This window comes from Photobacterium sp. AWH4_225, assembly GCF_056158405.1.
The window spans coordinates 396,608-412,647 of sequence record NZ_JBSWTF010000001.1 but is presented as its reverse complement, the minus strand read 5'-3'; the positions used below and the strand labels follow the sequence as shown (position 1 = coordinate 412,647).

Genomic DNA, 16,040 nt, shown 5'->3' with positions numbered 1-16,040 from the left:
CTTGGCCATTGTAGCTTACTTAATATGTTCAAAGAGAAAAAACAGCGTTTGTTCTTTGCCTTATCGCCCGACCGTAGCAGCGAAGACTTCCAGCGACTCGCCCGGCTTTCTTCACAATGCGGCCACTTCGGCCGTTCGGTTGCCACCGACAATCTCCATATCACCCTCGCATTCCTCGGCATGGTGACTGACGAGCAGGCCGCGAGCGTCGTGGCAGCAACCGAGCAACTAGCGGCACCACGGGCTTTCTCCCTGAAACTGGATACATTGGGATACTGGAAGCGCAGCAAGGTCATCTGGTTGGCTCCAGAGCATCCTCCGCAGGCTTTGCTGACACTGGCACAGCAAATCAAGTCCCTCGCTATAGAATGCGGCCTGGAGCAGGAATCACGCCCCTACAAGCCCCATATCACTCTTGCCAAGTCAGTCGCAAGGCGTCCCGAGCAACTGCCGCCGCTTGGCAAAATAGATTTTCACTTCAACCACTTTGGCCTGTATATTTCAAACCCAGTCAGCCATAACGGCCGCCAAGGCGTGCAATACATCCAGCTTGGGAAGTGGCCCCTCGGCAATACATAGCAAGAACAATCAAAGGACAAGGCATGAAGTTCAACCCGCCACTGCAATCAGCCACCCTCATCAAACGCTACAAGCGGTTTCTCGCCGATATCACCTTGCCCGACGGCTCAACCACTACCATCCACTGTGCCAATACCGGTGCCATGACAGGGTGCGCCGAACCGGGAAATACGGTGTGGTATTCAACCTCTGATAACCCAAAACGAAAGTATCCGCATAGCTGGGAGCTTTCGCAAACCCAGGAAGGACACGCCATCTGCGTCAACACCGCACAAGCAAACCGGCTGGTGGTTGAGGCCATTAACAAGAATGCCATCACAGAATTGACAGGCTATTCATCACTTCGTACCGAAGTTAAGTATGGTAGTGAAAACAGCAGGATAGATGTTTTATTACAAGACGAATCAAAACCTGATTGCTATATTGAAGTAAAGAGTGTCACTCTGCTGGATCAAGGAAAGGAAGGACAAGGTTATTTCCCAGACGCGGTGACCACCCGGGGGCAAAAGCACCTGCGAGAATTAATCGAGGTGGCACAAAACGGTGAACGTGCCATACTTTTTTTCGCAATTTTGCATTCGGGGATTGAAAAAGTATCTGCGGCACACCATATAGACCCGGACTACTTTTCATTAATACAACAAGCAGAGCGGGCTGGCGTAGAGATCCTGTGTTACAAGGCGGTATTGAACCCAACGGAACTCTACCTCGCGCATCGCATAAAATTCAACCAGTAAGTACCACAAAGTGATGCTTTCTTCACATTGGTATAAAATTGAATATATGCAGCAATTGCCACACCACTCCCTTTCTGCTATAGATACCGCCCAATTTTAACCAGTGACGGTTATTAGGTATATTAGGAGATGCTATATGCCAGAGAGCAACGTTAAAAAATCGCTAGGCATCCTGGCTATTGCTGGGGTTGAACCTTACCAGGAAAAGGCTGGCGAAGAATACATGGGTGAAGCTCAGCTAGAGCACTTCCGTAAGATTCTTGGTGCTTGGCGCAACCAGCTACGCGAAGAAGTTGATCGTACTGTAAACCACATGCAGGACGAAGCAGCCAACTTCCCAGATCCCGTTGACCGCGCCGCTCAGGAAGAAGAGTTCAGCCTAGAGCTTCGCAACCGCGACCGCGAACGTAAACTGATCAAGAAAATCGAGAAGACCCTTCAGCGCATTGAAGATGATGACTTCGGTTTCTGTGAATCTTGCGGTATCGAGATTGGTATCCGCCGTCTGGAAGCCCGTCCAACAGCCGACCTATGTATCGACTGTAAGACGCTGGCTGAAATCAAAGAAAAACAGATGGCAGGCTAGTACGATTCGTACAGCACCATGATAGTCAAGAGGGAGCGCTAGCTCCCTTTTTCGTTTTAATTGATTTTCTTATGAGTACAAACAAACACTATATCGGCCGTTTCGCCCCATCCCCGTCAGGCCCGTTGCACTTCGGCTCGCTGGTTGCTGCCTTGGGTAGTTATTTGCAGGCCAGAGCCAAACAAGGCACTTGGCTAGTACGGATGGAAGATCTGGATCCGCCACGGGAAATGCCCGGTGCTGCGGATGATATCCTACACACCCTCGAAGCCTATGGCCTCGAATGGGATGGTGGGATCATGTACCAAAGCCAGCGTCACGACGCTTACCAGACCCAGATTAATGCGTGGCTTGAGAGCCATCAAGCCTATTACTGCCAATGTACCCGTAAGCAAATCAAGCAAGCCGGGGGCTTCTATCCGGGCCACTGCCGCGACAAGCAACTCGAGGCAGCAGGCAATGCCATCCGCCTCAAGGTGGATAGTCCCGTACTGGCCTTCGACGACCTACTGCATGGCCGTATCAGTATCCCGGCACCGCTGGCCGAGGAGGATTTCATTATCCGCCGCCGCGATGGCCTGTTCGCCTATAATCTGGCAGTAGTACTGGATGATATCGAACAGGGGATCACCGAGGTTGTCCGCGGCGCCGACTTGATTGAGCCAACCGGTCGCCAGATAGGGCTATACCGACTGCTCGGCCACCCTGAAGTCAGTTACCTGCATTTGCCACTGGCAGTGACCGAAAACGGCAACAAGCTCTCGAAGCAGAACCATGCCCCGGCCATCGACAAGGCCAACCCAAGACCGGCGCTGGTCGAAGCGATGCGATTCTTGGGCTTGCAGCCACCGGCAGATCTGGCAAGCTCGACAACCCACGAGATTTTGCGCTGGGGGATTGCCCACTGGCAGATAGCTAACCTGCCGGCAACCACAGCCATTACTTTCGACCCTTCACACGGTTGAAACCAAGTCTCTGCAGTATTGTTGCCCAGCTAAACGTTAACCGCCTTGCAGCCCCCGATATGCCCGCAAATTGCCGCCAAAATGCGGGGGAAACAAGCGCTAGGATTCTAAAATGGCCTGCCGTGATATATGATATGCGGCTGTTTGTTGAATCCGAACCACATAAATGAGGTGTATTATCTTTAATCGAGTCGCCAGCTTTTGCCGTAAGGTACTGAATCGAGACGCAAGTGATCTCGACCATGAGGAACTCGCCTTGCAAGTTTATCAGCGCCAAGAGCACGGTATTTCACGTAAAGATATCAGCGAGAATGCGCTGAAAGTCCTTTACCGCCTAAATAAAGCCGGATATGACGCATATCTGGTCGGTGGTGGTGTTCGCGATCTCCTGTTGGACAAACAGCCAAAAGACTTCGACATTGCCACTAACGCTACGCCGGAAGAAATCAAGCAGCTGTTCCGCAACTGCCGCCTGATCGGCCGTCGCTTCCGCCTGGCCCATATCCTGTTCGGCAGAGACGTCATCGAAGTTGCCACTTTCCGTGGCCATCACGCAGATGCCAAACCGAGCCTCAAAGACAAGAAAAATGTCTCGGCCCAGAGTCAGGAAGGCATGCTGTTGCGTGACAATGTCTATGGCAGCATCGAAGAAGATGCCGAACGTCGTGACTTCACCATTAATGCGCTGTACTACAGCATCAAGGATTTCACCGTTGCCGATTACGTTAACGGGGTGGAAGATCTCGACAACCGTATTGTCCGCCTGATCGGTGATCCGGAAACCCGCTACCGCGAAGATCCAGTACGCATGCTGCGTGCAGTGCGCTTTGCCGCCAAGCTGGATATGGATATCGAACCGGCGACAGCGGATCCTATCAAGCCGCTGTCGACTCTGCTGCAGGACATTCCTGCTGCCCGTCTGTTCGAAGAGAGCCTCAAGCTGCTGCAGTCAGGTGACGGTGTACAGACCTACAAGCTGCTGCGTGAATACAACTTGTTCCAACAGCTGTTCCCGCTGCTGGCCGAACACTTCACCGAAGATCACAGCAGCCAGACCGAGCAGATGATCGAGCATATCCTGGCAGCCACCGACAAGCGTATTGCCGACGGCAAGCGTGTTAACCCGGCCTTCATGTTCGCAGCCATGCTGTGGTACCCGCTGGTTACCCGCGCCGAGGAAGTTGCCTTTGCCAGTGGCCTTGCCTATTACGACGCCTTCATGGTTGCCGCCAATGATATCCTTGATGAGCAGGTCAAGACGATTGCTGTCCCACGTCGTTTTACCACCACTATCCGTGACATCTGGCAGCAGCAGACCCGTTTCAATCGCCGCAGCGGTAAACGCGCCTTCAAGATGATGGAGCACCCGAAATTCCGCGCCGCCTTTGATTTCTTGGAGATGCGTGGCAATTTCGAAAGCGAAGATATTGCCGAATTGGCCCAGTGGTGGGATAAGTTCCAGCACGGTGACCGCAACCAGCGCAGCAAGATGGTGCAGCAGATCAACGAAGGTGGCTCTGGCGCACCTCGCCGTCGCCGCCGTCGCCCGCAGCAGCGCCGCAAGAAGCCACAGGCTAAATCGTCATGACGCTAGCCTATATCGCTGTCGGCAGTAACCTTGCCGATCCTGTCGCCCAGGCAAAAAGCGCGATCGAGGTGCTCAAGCAGCACCCCGATCTCAATGTGGTTGCCGTGTCCTCGCTCTACAGCAGCACCCCGATGGGGCCGCAGGACCAGCCTGACTACATCAATGCCGTTATCGCTGTCGAGACCGAGCTTAGCCCGCTGGCTTTGCTAGATTGCACCCAGTCCATCGAACAAGAGCATGGCCGGGTCCGCAAAGCCGAGCGCTGGGGGCCTCGTACCCTGGATCTCGATATCGTCCTGTACGGCGACCTTGAACACCACTGCGAGCGCCTGACCGTGCCGCATTACGGAATGAAAGTCCGCGAGTTTGTACTTTACCCGCTCGCGGAGATTGCCCCTGAACTGGTTCTGCCCGATCACACTCCACTGAAGATACTGCTGGAGCAGGTAGACCGCAACGGGCTGAGCATCTGGTCTCAGTAACCGTTTCTCAGGATTAAAGGGAGAACACATGAAAAAGATCACTATCAACGACCTGATGAAATGGAAGCAGGAAGGTCGTAAATTTGCCTCGGTTACCGCTTACGATGCCAGCTTTTCCCAGCTGTTCGAACAGCAAGGCGTACCAGTCATGCTGGTTGGCGACTCGCTGGGTATGGTACTGCAAGGCAAGCCTGATACACTGCCGGTTTCGGTAGAAGATATCGCCTATCACACCCGTGCGGTACGTGCCGGTAGCCCGAACTCGCTACTGATGGCCGATATGCCATTTATGAGCTATGCCACCCCTGAGCAGGCTTGTGAGAATGCCGCGACGCTAATGCGCGCCGGTGCCAACATGGTGAAGCTCGAGGGCGGTGCCTGGTTGGCAGAAACCGTAACCAAATTGACCGAACGTGCTGTACCTGTATGTGCGCATTTGGGGTTAACCCCTCAATCTGTCAATATTTTTGGCGGCTATAAAGTGCAAGGACGTGACTCCGACCACGCTGAGCAGATGGTAAAAGATGCTATCCTGCTGAAAAACGCGGGTGCACAAATCATCTTGCTGGAGTGCGTACCAGCCAGCCTGGCAGAGCGTATCACCAAAGCCGTTGAAGTACCGGTGATCGGTATCGGTGCAGGTAATGTCACCGATGGCCAGATCCTGGTCATGCACGATATGTTCGGGATCTCAGCAAACTATATGCCCCGTTTCTCCAAGAACTACCTGGCAGAAACCGGCGAGATGCGCGCAGCCGTCACCAAATACCTAGAAGATGTCGAGGCCGGAACCTTCCCGGGCCCAGAACATACCTTTGAATAAGGAATAAAAATGCAAACATTCGCCGAGATTGCCCAGATCCGCGAGCAGATCCGAAGCTGGCGCCGTGAAGGCCGTCGGATTGCTTTCGTTCCGACCATGGGAAACCTGCATGAAGGCCACCTGACACTGGTCCGCAAGGCCCGTGAAATGGCAGACGTGGTCGTGGTTAGCATTTTTGTCAATCCGATGCAGTTCGACAAAGCAGACGATCTCGACAACTACCCGCGTACTCTGGAAGAAGATCTGGCCAAGCTGAACAACGAAGGCGTGGAGCTGGTCTTCACCCCAACTCCGGACATCATGTATCCGGAAGGTCTGGATCGCCAGACTTTCGTTGAAGTCCCTGGCCTATCGACCATGCTTGAAGGTGCCCTGCGTCCAAGTCATTTCCGAGGCGTTTCGACGATTGTGACCAAGCTGTTCAACATTGTTCAGCCGGATATCGCCTGCTTTGGCGAAAAAGACTACCAGCAGCTAGCCCTGATCCGCCAGATGGTGATCGACCTTGCGATGGATATCGAAGTAGTCGGCGTTGCCACTGTCCGCGAAATGGACGGCCTGGCCATGAGCTCACGCAACGGTTACCTGACTGTCGATGAGCGCCAGCGTGCACCAGTATTGGCCCGCACCATGCGCTGGATCAGCAGCCAGATGCGCGGTGGCCGCACCGACTACGCCGAGATCGTGGTCGATGCCAACGACCAGCTACGAGCCGCAGGCCTACAACCGGATGAAATCTACATCCGCGATGCTGTCAGCCTGCAGCCAGTCAGCGAAGAGACACAACAGGCAGTGATCCTGATGTCCGCCTTCCTCGGCAAAGCCCGCTTAATCGACAACCAGGTAGTTGAGCTGAGCACGGCAACAGCCTCGGCGACAGAAGAATAAGCAGCTGTTTAGAGATAAAAAAATCCCGGCTTTGGCCGGGATTTTTTTATATCTAAAGCTTAGATTCTTCTATAGGCTAAACGTTAAGAGCGCAAGCCAATACCGCGGGAAATCAAGTAGTAGCAGATGCTATACAAGATGATAGTGAACACACCCAATACCGCAAACGACGTACCAATGCCGACATCCGACACACCGAGGAAGCCGTAGCGGAACGCATTGACCATGTAAACAATCGGGTTCAGTTTCGACACGCCCTGCCAGAACTCCGGCAGCAAGCTCAGTGAGTAGAACACCCCGCCAAGGTAGGTCAGCGGCGTCAACACGAAGGTCGGGATAATGCTGATATCATCAAACGTCTTGGCAAAGACAGCATTGATCAAACCGCCTAGCGAGAACACCACCGAGGTCATCAATACGGTTGCGACAATAACGCCGAAGTGGGCGATCTGCAGGTCGACAAACAGCAGTGAAACCACCGAGACAATCACGCCAACACCGAGGCCACGCAGTACCCCGCCACCGACAAAGCCAGCAATGATGATGTAGTTCGGCACTGGTGCCACCAGCAACTCTTCGATATTGTGCTGGAACTTAGCACTGAAGAACGACGACGCCACATTGGAGTATGAGTTGGTGATCACCGACATCATAATCAAACCGGGTACGATGTATTCCATGTAGCTGAAGCCGCCCATCTCGCCAATCCGGCTTCCGATCAGGCTACCGAAGATCACGAAGTACAAGGTCATGGTTATCGCCGGCGGCACCATGGTCTGCACCCAGATCCGGGCAAAGCGGTTCACTTCTTTGGTGATCAGGCTCTTGAAGGCAATCCAGTACTGCCGGTTCATGATTGGGCTCCTTGCTTGCTCTTGCTGTTAGCCACCAAGGTGACAAACAATTCTTCAAGGCGGTTAGCCTTATTACGCATTGAGATAACATCAATCCCCTGCTCAGTCAGCAGGCTGAACACATGATTGAGGCTATCGCCTTTGTTGATATCAACCTCAAGGGTGTGGTTATCCGGCAGCTTCCAGTTGATACCTTCCAGCACCGGTTTGTTGCCGTTCAATTTGACATCCAAGATGAAGGTTTCAACCTCCAGCTTGCCCAGAAGCGCTTTCATCGAGGTGTTCTCGATCAGCTCACCGTGGTTGATGATGCCGATATTGCGGCACAGCATCTCGGCTTCTTCCAGGTAGTGGGTGGTCAGGATAATCGTCACCCCTTGGCGGTTGATTTCACGCAGGAAGTCCCACATTGAGCGGCGCAGCTCGATATCCACCCCAGCCGTTGGCTCATCGAGGATCAGCAGGCGCGGCTCGTGCATCAGCGCACGGGCAATCATCAGGCGGCGTTTCATCCCCCCCGAAAGGTTACGGGCGCGCTCTTTGCGCTTGCCCCACAAGTCCAGCTGGGACAGGTACTTTTTCGCCCTCTCCTTGGCCAGCTCCTTCTCAACCCCGTAATAACCGGCTTGGTTGATCACGATCTGCTCGACGGTCTCGAACTGATTGAAGTTGAACTCCTGCGGCACTAGCCCTAGCTGTTTTTTGGCCTCGACCAACTGGGTGTCCAGGTCGTAGCCGAACACCTTCACCCCGCCCGAGCTTTTGTTAACCAGCGAGCTAATAATGCCAATTGTGGTTGATTTACCAGCACCGTTTGGGCCTAGAAGCGCAAAAAAGTCACCTTCTTTAACACATAGACTCATGTTTTTCAGTGCATTAACGCCACCTTTATAGGTTTTGTTTAAATTTTGTATTTCCAAAGCGTTCATAAAATGCGATCTTAATGTTAGAAACTTTCTTCGGACAACTACTCCGATTTGATATCGAGACAGCTTGTGTATAGTTACATCCGGTTTACATAGGTCTCAGGACTGAAAGCAGGACTGATACCTATGTAAATTTGTTTATCCCCAGCCTCCGGGAGCTTCCCTGAACTGTGGGTATAAAATATCAGAGAAAGGCATCATCATGGCAGATATTAAACAGCTATTCGCAAATAACGTAGCTTGGTCAGAGAACATCAAGGAAGAAAAACCGGAGTTCTTCAGCCATCTTGCGAAAGCCCAGCACCCTGAGTACCTCTGGATCGGTTGTGCCGACAGCCGAGTTCCCGCCGAGCGACTAACCGGATTGGATTCCGGTGAGCTCTTTGTTCACCGTAACGTGGCCAACCAGGTCATCCATACCGATCTTAATTGCCTGTCAGTGGTCCAGTACGCCGTCGACGTACTGAAAGTTCGCCACATTATTGTCTGCGGCCACTACGGCTGTGGCGGTGTCACTGCCGCTATCGAAAACCCACAGCTTGGCCTTATCAACAACTGGCTGCTGCATATCCGCGATCTGTTCATGAAGCACCGAGATGATCTTGCCCAGCTGCCACGTGAAGAGTGGGACGATAAGCTTTGTGAACTCAATGTCGCCTACCAGGTCTACAACCTTGGCAACTCGACTATCATGCAGCAAGCCTGGGAACGTGGTCAGCAAGTGAAAATCCACGGTTGGATTTACGGTATCGGCAATGGCCAGCTACGCAACCTCGGCGTAACCGCCACCAGCCGCGAGTCGTTGGAAGCCTCATACAACGCCGCGATGGCTGAGATCCTGCCGCACAAAGGCTAACAGCCCCGGTATCCAATACAAAAAAAGCGACTGTAGCCAGTCGCTTTTTTCATGCAGTAAGATCAGTATTAATCTTCCTGCGGAACCACTTTACCGATGAACGGCAGGTGACGGTACTTCTGAGCGTAATCGATACCTACACCAACCACAAACTCATCAGGAATTTCAAAGCCGACCCACTTCACGTCAACATGGACTTCACGGCGCTCCGGCTTATCTAGCAGGGTACAGATCTCAATCGAGTTTGGCTCACGCAGAGAAAGGATTTCACGTACCTTGTTCAAGGTATTACCGGTGTCGATAATATCTTCAACCAACAGTACATCCTTACCCTTGATGTCATCATCCAAGTCTTTAAGGATGCGAACATCACGGCTACTTTCCATGGTGTTGCCGTAGCTTGATGCGGTCATGAAGTCGACTTCATGAGGCAGTTCAATTGCACGAGCCAGATCAGCCATAAATACGAACGAGCCACGTAGCAGACCCACCATGACGAGATCTTTGGAATCTTTATAATGTTCAGTGATTTGCTTTCCCAGCTCTGTTACACGTGCCTGAACGTCCTGCTCAGAAATCATTACTTCAATGGTATGTTTCATCTTTATCTCCATCAGTACGGCTGATCTGCCGCCTGTCGGCTTGCGGTAAAACGGAGCCTTATTCTATCACCACTACAAAGTAATAGTTATTTTATCGACACTGTCAATTATATGATACAGAATGAATAAAACATGATTGAATATAGACAGTTGCTGCTGTAAAGTGAACACGCGTACAAATCATAACCAAAATAATGACAATTGAGCTAGGAATCAGAGACATGGATACGATCGCGAAAAGAACAAGGACTCGTCTATCCCCAGAAAAACGTAAAGAACAGCTACTCAACTTCGCTTTGGATGTATTTGCCAGGCGTGGCATCGGCCGTGCAGGACACGCAGATATCGCCGATATGGCAAACGTTTCCGTGGCAACCGTCTTTAACTATTTCCCGACTCGTGAAGCCTTAGTCGAAGAAGTCTTGACCCAGGTTGAGCAGAATTTCAAAGCCATGATGGACGAGAACTTAGCCAGTGACCAGCCTTTCGAGCAGCAGCTTACAGCTATTTGCTATCACCTGATCGAGGAAGTCGTCGAGCAAAAAGACTGGCTAAAGGTATGGTTTGAGTGGAGTACATCGGTCCGAGAAGAAATCTGGCCGCATTTTGTCAGCAGCAACCAAGACAACTTCTCGAAAATTGCCGACAAGTTCGAACAAGCTAATTTATCGGAAGACTTTTCCGCCTGCGATCGTGCATGGCAGTTCCAGGGCCTATGCTACATTCTTTACCTGCAAACCAACATTAGTCCTGAGCGAGAAGACATGCAGGCATTGGCAGACAACCATATCAAAGCCCTTTTCAGAAAATAATCTGCCTCAACAGGTAACAAATAAAACAAGGCCGGTCATGATGACCGGCCTTGTTGTTTCTATTCAAAGCATTGTGATCGACGTCTAGCTTGCTGCAGCAAATACAACTGGCTCATGCGGCTCAAGGGTCACTGCCACACGCTCACCGATCTGCAAAATCAAATGCGAGTTAACAATCAGGCTATGGCCCTGGAACTCGACAGTATAGCGGCAGATATCACCCATAAACAGCTGCTCGGTGATCACCCCTGCACCATCTTCCGCCGGCTGTACATTAAGGTTCTGCGGGCGAAGCAACCATTCTGCATCACCGTTGCTAGCCAGCGCGCTATTAACATTAATCGCCCCGAACGGCGTAGACAGGGTCTGGTTATCAGCCAATGTCACCGGCAAGTATGAGCCAGTCCCAAGGAACTCGGCAACAAAGCGGCTACTCGGACGGTAGTAAAGCTCGGTCGCGCTGCCGAATTGCTCGATAACTCCGTTGTTCATTACCGCCATGCGGTCAGCAAAGGCAAAGGCTTCCTCGCGGCTGTGGGTAACGAAAATTGCCGTCACACCCTGAGCCTTGAAAATACGGCGGATCTCTTTGATCAGGCCATGACGCACCTGGGTATCGATATTGGAAAACGGCTCATCGAGCAAGATCAAATCCGGCTCGCAAGCCAAAGCCCGGGCAATCGCCACACGCTGCTGCTGGCCGCCAGATAACTGGTGCGGGTATCGGTCGTCAAGGCCGGTCAAACGCACCAATTCGAGCATTTGCTGGATCTTGGCAGCCACTTTTTCCTTGCTCCAGTCACGTAGGCCAAAGGCAATATTCTCGGCAACCGTCAAGTGTGGGAACAGCGCATAGTCCTGGAAGATCATCCCGATGTTACGTTTTTCAGGCGGCAACCAAGTATTCTCATCGGCAATCGTACGGCCATTGATATGGATAATCCCGCTTTCCAGCGGCAGCAGGCCAGCAATGGCCTTGAGCAGGGTTGTCTTGCCACACCCACTGGCACCGAGCAGACAGACAATTTCATTGTCTTTAACTGGCAGGGACAAGTTTTCCAATACGGCCTGACCGTTATATTTACAGGTCAGGTTACTAACAGATAATGCGTGAGTCATCAGTGTTTCTGCTCCAAAGAACGGTTAACCATCACCAGAGGGATCAGGCCAACAATGACCAGTAGGATCGCCGGTAAGGCAGCCAGCTCAAGCTGCTCGTCAGAAGCGAAATTATAGACATAGGTTGCCAATGTCTCGAAGTTGAACGGGCGAAGTAGCAAAGCGGCATTAAGCTCTTTCATCGACTCAATAAACACCAGCAGACCGGCAATCAGGCAACCACGACGGATCAAAGGAAGATGGACGCGGCGCAGCATCGCCATCGACGCATAGCCCATAGTTTTGGATGCCATATCAAGTGATGGCGGGATCTTGGCAAGGCTACTTTCGATACTCCCCACCGCCACCGCAGCAAAGCGAACCACGAAGGCAAAAACAATCGCGAACATAGTACCGGAGAAAATCAGCCCCGGCCTACCCAGCCCATTGGCAATAGTGAAATCATTAAGCAGGTGGTCGGCACTGGTCAACGGGATCATCACACCGATTGCCAGCACGGTACCCGGCACCGCATAGCCCAGAGACGAAATCCGGGTCGGCACCACAGTAATACTGCGGCCATCCAGGCGACGGTAGAAATTCACAATCAACGCTAGGGCAACAGCCAGCACAGCAGCAATCAGCGAGACCTTCAGGCTGTTGATACTGTACTGTTGGAATTGGCTGGTCCAGCTATCGCCGAAGTAATGCCAGGCATAGTAACAAAGCTGCATCAGCGGCATCAGGAAGGCAAAGCCAATCAATCCCCAACACCAACCTAGGGCCAGCCACTTTTTCCAACCACTGAGCGCATAGCGAACATCATCACCATGCTCGAACTCCTGCTGGAACATTTTTTGTTTACGGCGACTGAAACGCTCGGCGCTGATCAGCACAAAAATCACCAACAGCATGATGGCCGAAATCTTGGCGGCAGCATTAAGGTTGGAATACCCGAGCCAGGTATCGTAAACCGCAGTGGTCAGGGTGTTCACCGCAAAATAGCTAACGGTACCGAAATCTCCCAGCGTTTCCATCGCTACCAGCGACATCCCCACCGCGATAGACGGACGGGCAAGCGGCAGGGAAATACGGCGGAAACTGTCCAGCGGGCTGCATTTGAGCAAACGAGCCGATTGCAACAGGCTGGTACTTTGCTCCATAAACGCCGCACGGGCCAGTAGATAAATATAAGGGTAAAGCACCAATGCAAGGACTAGGCAGGCACCACCCAGCGAGCGGATATTCGGGAACCAGTAGTCATGGATAGTTTGCCAGCCAAAAATATCACGCAGCAGAATTTGCACCGGGCCGGCATAATCGAACCAGTCGGTATAGATATAACCGATGATATAGCCAGGCATGGCCAAAGGCAGCACCAGCGCCCACTGCAGTACCCGCTCACCGGGAATACGGCACATTGCCATGATCCAGGCGGCAGGCAAACCAAACAGCAGAGCCAAAATCAGGGTACCTGCCACCAACCAAAACGTATTGGCGGCATAGGTCGACATCACGGTTCCCATCAAGTGGGAGAAGACGTCATCGGTTTCACCGAGAGCGGTGTAAAAAATGGCCAGAATAGGCAAAACCAGCAGCAGGGAAAAGCCCCAACCGCTGGTTCGCCAAAAGAGATATTTTTCTTTCATTGCTAACTACTTAGTACCTTTTGCAATCAAGATGTGGCACTGCTGCACGTCTTCTGCAGCTGATTTTCGCCTAAGGGGAAAAACCTTGCTACAGGAGGGGAGAAACTACCACAACTTATTGGAAAAAGTACTTAGCCTTGAGCAATAAATGGGGCATTACGCCCCATTTTTTGTAACCAATTACAGATCAAACTTCACTTCATCTAGAAGCTTGATAGCTGTGCTGTGGTACTCGGCTACTTTATCCAGAGAAACTTCGTCTGCTTTGAAGTCACCCCAAGAAGCCACTAGCTCAGAACGCTTAACACCTTCTTTCACTGGGTATTCGTAGTTCACTTCCGCGTACATCTGCTGTGCTTTGTCGCCAGTCAGGAATTCCATCAGTTTCAGGGCGTTTTCCTGGTTAGGCGCGTATTTCGCCATTGCCATGCCACTTACGTTTACGTGGGTGCCGTTGTTTTCCTGGCCTGGGAAGTTGATGTATACCGCTTCAGCCCAAGACTTCTGCTTGTCATCGTTAACCATTTTGCCTAGGTAATAGCTGTTACCGATAGCCAGATCACACAGACCTTCTTTCACTGCTTTCACCTGCGCACGGTCGTTACCCTGCGGCTTGCGAGCTAGGTTTGCTTTGTAACCTTCTAGCCACTCTTTAGTTTCAGCTTCACCGTAGTGGGCAATCATCGAAGAGACTAGAGAAATGTTGTATGGGTGCTTGCCAGAACGAGTACAGATTTTGCCTTTCCACTCAGGCTTAGCAAGATCAGCGTAATCGAAATCAGCTGGTAGACGGCCTACACGGTCACGTGAAGAGTAAACGTTACGCGTACGTAGCGTTAGCGCGAACCACTCGTCTTCGTTATCGCGGAACTGTGCCGGTACGTTGGCGTCAATCACTTTGCTGTCAACTGCCTGTACCAGTTCTTTGTCTGAAAGCTCAACCAAGCGGCTGATATCCGTTGTCAATACGACGTCTGCAGGGCTGTACTGACCTTCCTGCTGTAGCTTTTCTGCCAAACCTTCTTTAGCAAACTTAACGTTTACTTTAATGCCCGTTTCAGCAGTAAATTCCTTGAACATTGGCTCAACCAAGAATGGCTGACGGTAAGAGTAAACATTCACTTCTTCAGCCGCGATTGCCGCCTGAGGAGCCGCCAAGCCTACTAGAATTGCCGATGCCAACAGCTTTTTCATTATAATCCTTCCCTTAAACGCAAAATGTAATGATAACGGTTATCAATATCGCTCAATTATACTGTAGACGAAAAGCAAAACAATGCGCAAAAGCAAGAAAAAACAAAAAACGCCGCCTTTCGGCAGCGTTTTTTTAAAGATGTGAACTAAATATATGTTACTTATTTCACACTGACAAACTCAGGGTAAGCATCAATACCACAGTCGTGAAGGTCCATACCCGCCAGCTCTTCTTCTTCGGTTACTCGGATACCTACTGTGTACTTAAGCACTGCCCATACCGCCAAGCTTGCCGCGAATACCCAGCCGAAGATAACGGCTGCACCCAGCAGCTGAGCACCGAAGGTCGCATCGCCGTTGCTGAATGGAACAACCATCAGGCCGAAGAAACCACACACACCGTGTACCGAGATAGCACCTACAGGATCATCAATCTTGATCTTATCGAAGCCGATGATGCTGAATACCACTAGCGCACCTGCAATCACACCGATAATCACAGAAGCAATTGGTGATGGAGACAGTGGGTCTGCCGTGATGGCAACCAGACCAGCCAGCGCACCGTTAAGGATCATGGTCAAGTCAGCCTTACCCCAAGTCGTCTTACACACTGCCAGTGCAGCAATAGCACCTGCCGCCGCTGCCGCATTGGTGTTCAGGAAGATTTGGCCAACCGCTGTTGCGTTCTCGAAGTCAGAAACCATCAGCTGCGAGCCGCCGTTGAAGCCGAACCAGCCCAGCCACAGGATGAAAGTACCCAGCGTTGCCAGCGGCATGTTAGAACCCGGGATTGGGTGAACCGCGCCGTTCTTGCCGTATTTACCCTTACGAGCACCCAGTAGCATCACACCTGCCAGCGCTGCCGCAGCACCTGCCATGTGAACAATACCTGAGCCAGCGAAGTCACTGAAGCCTGCTTCAGACAGGAAGCCGCCGCCCCATGTCCAGTAACCTTCCAATGGGTAGATGAAGCCAGTCAAAATGACAGAGAAAATGAGAAATGACCACAGCTTCATACGCTCGGCAACCGCACCCGAGACAACAGACATGGCCGTTGCAACGAATACCACCTGGAAGAAGAAGTCAGACTCCAACGAGTGATCTGCACCTTCCGCCTGGGTACCAATCAGGGCACCAATCGATGGCAGCCAGCCGCCTTCACCGTTGTCGACATACATAATGTTGTAGCCAACAATCAGGTACATGGTACAAGCGATGGCATACAAGCAGAAGTTCTTGGTAAGAATCTCTGTGGTGTTCTTGGAGCGCACCAGACCGGCTTCCAGCATGGCAAAGCCCGCTGCCATCCACATCACCAGTGCACCAGAAATCAAAAAGTAAAAAGTATCGAGTGCGTAACGCAGCTCACTTACAGTTGTTGCTAGTTCCATAATCTTCGTC

17 protein-coding genes are annotated in these 16,040 nt (G+C 51.8%); 10 read left to right on the top strand and 7 right to left on the bottom strand.

All coding sequences use genetic code 11. The annotated features are described in order from the left end of the window. The first annotated feature begins 24 nt into the window (after positions 1-24). From thpR to panC, 8 genes are all read left to right on the top strand, one after another. Positions 25-579, top strand: a complete 555-nt coding sequence (thpR, locus tag ACXAD4_RS02045; RefSeq protein ID WP_475238316.1) for an RNA 2',3'-cyclic phosphodiesterase — start codon at positions 25-27, stop codon at positions 577-579. Between the two features lie 23 nt (positions 580-602). After that, a complete protein-coding gene (sfsA, locus tag ACXAD4_RS02040; protein ID WP_475238313.1) occupies positions 603-1,316 on the top strand; it encodes a DNA/RNA nuclease SfsA in 714 nt (237 codons plus the stop codon). Between the two features lie 136 nt (positions 1,317-1,452). After that, complete coding sequence (gene dksA / locus ACXAD4_RS02035) at positions 1,453-1,902, top strand: RNA polymerase-binding protein DksA (protein ID WP_107301166.1); 450 nt, start codon at positions 1,453-1,455, stop codon at positions 1,900-1,902. Between the two features lie 71 nt (positions 1,903-1,973). After that, positions 1,974-2,867, top strand: coding sequence for a tRNA glutamyl-Q(34) synthetase GluQRS (gluQRS, locus tag ACXAD4_RS02030; RefSeq protein ID WP_475238311.1), 894 nt, complete (start codon positions 1,974-1,976; stop codon positions 2,865-2,867). 214 nt (positions 2,868-3,081) lie between these two features. Further along, positions 3,082-4,455, top strand: a complete 1,374-nt coding sequence (gene pcnB / locus ACXAD4_RS02025) for a polynucleotide adenylyltransferase PcnB (protein ID WP_475242688.1) — start codon at positions 3,082-3,084, stop codon at positions 4,453-4,455. Beyond that, a complete protein-coding gene (gene folK, locus ACXAD4_RS02020; protein ID WP_475238308.1) occupies positions 4,452-4,937 on the top strand; it encodes a 2-amino-4-hydroxy-6-hydroxymethyldihydropteridine diphosphokinase in 486 nt (161 codons plus the stop codon). Before pcnB ends, folK begins: the two co-directional genes overlap by 4 nt. Before the next feature lie 28 nt (positions 4,938-4,965). Further along, the gene (gene panB / locus ACXAD4_RS02015) at positions 4,966-5,760 is read left to right on the top strand and encodes a 3-methyl-2-oxobutanoate hydroxymethyltransferase (protein WP_475238307.1); all 795 of its coding nucleotides are present in this window, start codon (positions 4,966-4,968) and stop codon (positions 5,758-5,760) included. A 9-nt stretch (positions 5,761-5,769) separates the two neighbouring features. Further along, complete coding sequence (gene panC, locus ACXAD4_RS02010) at positions 5,770-6,648, top strand: pantoate--beta-alanine ligase (protein ID WP_317523665.1); 879 nt, start codon at positions 5,770-5,772, stop codon at positions 6,646-6,648. A gap of 83 nt (positions 6,649-6,731) precedes the next feature. On the opposite strand, the gene ACXAD4_RS02005 is transcribed toward panC, so the two are convergent. After that, the gene (locus ACXAD4_RS02005; protein ID WP_475238304.1) at positions 6,732-7,502 is read right to left on the bottom strand and encodes an ABC transporter permease; all 771 of its coding nucleotides are present in this window, start codon (positions 7,500-7,502) and stop codon (positions 6,732-6,734) included. Then, positions 7,499-8,431: an ABC transporter ATP-binding protein gene (locus tag ACXAD4_RS02000; protein WP_475238302.1), complete on the bottom strand. Its 933-nt coding sequence runs from the start codon at positions 8,429-8,431 to the stop codon at positions 7,499-7,501. The genes ACXAD4_RS02005 and ACXAD4_RS02000 overlap by 4 nt, the downstream gene beginning before the upstream one ends. 199 nt (positions 8,432-8,630) lie before the next feature. Between ACXAD4_RS02000 and can the strand changes: the two genes are divergently transcribed. Further along, the gene (gene can / locus ACXAD4_RS01995; protein ID WP_475238299.1) at positions 8,631-9,284 is read left to right on the top strand and encodes a carbonate dehydratase; all 654 of its coding nucleotides are present in this window, start codon (positions 8,631-8,633) and stop codon (positions 9,282-9,284) included. A gap of 68 nt (positions 9,285-9,352) precedes the next feature. Here can and hpt read toward each other — a convergent pair whose 3' ends face one another. Then, positions 9,353-9,886, bottom strand: coding sequence for a hypoxanthine phosphoribosyltransferase (hpt, locus tag ACXAD4_RS01990; RefSeq protein ID WP_317523669.1), 534 nt, complete (start codon positions 9,884-9,886; stop codon positions 9,353-9,355). Between the two features lie 221 nt (positions 9,887-10,107). On the opposite strand from hpt, the gene ACXAD4_RS01985 reads away from it, so the two are divergent. Continuing rightward, a complete protein-coding gene (locus ACXAD4_RS01985; RefSeq protein ID WP_475238296.1) occupies positions 10,108-10,698 on the top strand; it encodes a TetR/AcrR family transcriptional regulator in 591 nt (196 codons plus the stop codon). Between the two features lie 84 nt (positions 10,699-10,782). Here ACXAD4_RS01985 and ACXAD4_RS01980 read toward each other — a convergent pair whose 3' ends face one another. From ACXAD4_RS01980 to ACXAD4_RS01965, 4 genes are all read right to left on the bottom strand, one after another. Further along, complete coding sequence (locus ACXAD4_RS01980) at positions 10,783-11,817, bottom strand: ABC transporter ATP-binding protein (protein WP_475238294.1); 1,035 nt, start codon at positions 11,815-11,817, stop codon at positions 10,783-10,785. Further along, positions 11,817-13,445 (bottom strand): ABC transporter permease, encoded by a 1,629-nt coding sequence (locus ACXAD4_RS01975; protein WP_475238291.1) that lies wholly within the window; start codon positions 13,443-13,445, stop codon positions 11,817-11,819. Before ACXAD4_RS01975 ends, ACXAD4_RS01980 begins: the two co-directional genes overlap by 1 nt. Positions 13,446-13,625: 180 nt before the next feature. Continuing rightward, positions 13,626-14,639 carry a Fe(3+) ABC transporter substrate-binding protein gene (locus tag ACXAD4_RS01970; RefSeq protein ID WP_222551822.1) on the bottom strand — a complete coding sequence of 338 codons (1,014 nt, stop codon included), beginning with the start codon at positions 14,637-14,639 and terminating at the stop codon, positions 13,626-13,628. A 161-nt stretch (positions 14,640-14,800) separates the two neighbouring features. Continuing rightward, complete coding sequence (locus ACXAD4_RS01965; RefSeq protein WP_107301152.1) at positions 14,801-16,030, bottom strand: ammonium transporter; 1,230 nt, start codon at positions 16,028-16,030, stop codon at positions 14,801-14,803. Positions 16,031-16,040: the final 10 nt, after the last annotated feature.

Excerpts from the sequence above, each read along its gene's own strand:
- hpt (WP_317523669.1), bottom strand. The coding sequence starts at position 9,886 with ATGAAACATACCATTGAAGTAATGATTTCTGAGCAGGACGTTCAGGCA.
- ACXAD4_RS01980 (WP_475238294.1), bottom strand. The coding sequence starts at position 11,817 with ATGACTCACGCATTATCTGTTAGTAACCTGACCTGTAAATATAACGGT.
- thpR (WP_475238316.1), top strand. The coding sequence starts at position 25 with ATGTTCAAAGAGAAAAAACAGCGTTTGTTCTTTGCCTTATCGCCCGAC.
- ACXAD4_RS01965 (WP_107301152.1), bottom strand. The coding sequence starts at position 16,030 with ATGGAACTAGCAACAACTGTAAGTGAGCTGCGTTACGCACTCGATACT.
- panC (WP_317523665.1), top strand. The coding sequence starts at position 5,770 with ATGCAAACATTCGCCGAGATTGCCCAGATCCGCGAGCAGATCCGAAGC.
- panB (WP_475238307.1), top strand. The coding sequence starts at position 4,966 with ATGAAAAAGATCACTATCAACGACCTGATGAAATGGAAGCAGGAAGGT.
- ACXAD4_RS01975 (WP_475238291.1), bottom strand. The coding sequence starts at position 13,445 with ATGAAAGAAAAATATCTCTTTTGGCGAACCAGCGGTTGGGGCTTTTCC.
- dksA (WP_107301166.1), top strand. The coding sequence starts at position 1,453 with ATGCCAGAGAGCAACGTTAAAAAATCGCTAGGCATCCTGGCTATTGCT.
- ACXAD4_RS02000 (WP_475238302.1), bottom strand. The coding sequence starts at position 8,431 with ATGAACGCTTTGGAAATACAAAATTTAAACAAAACCTATAAAGGTGGC.
- can (WP_475238299.1), top strand. The coding sequence starts at position 8,631 with ATGGCAGATATTAAACAGCTATTCGCAAATAACGTAGCTTGGTCAGAG.
- ACXAD4_RS01970 (WP_222551822.1), bottom strand. The coding sequence starts at position 14,639 with ATGAAAAAGCTGTTGGCATCGGCAATTCTAGTAGGCTTGGCGGCTCCT.
- sfsA (WP_475238313.1), top strand. The coding sequence starts at position 603 with ATGAAGTTCAACCCGCCACTGCAATCAGCCACCCTCATCAAACGCTAC.
- folK (WP_475238308.1), top strand. The coding sequence starts at position 4,452 with ATGACGCTAGCCTATATCGCTGTCGGCAGTAACCTTGCCGATCCTGTC.
- gluQRS (WP_475238311.1), top strand. The coding sequence starts at position 1,974 with ATGAGTACAAACAAACACTATATCGGCCGTTTCGCCCCATCCCCGTCA.
- ACXAD4_RS02005 (WP_475238304.1), bottom strand. The coding sequence starts at position 7,502 with ATGAACCGGCAGTACTGGATTGCCTTCAAGAGCCTGATCACCAAAGAA.
- ACXAD4_RS01985 (WP_475238296.1), top strand. The coding sequence starts at position 10,108 with ATGGATACGATCGCGAAAAGAACAAGGACTCGTCTATCCCCAGAAAAA.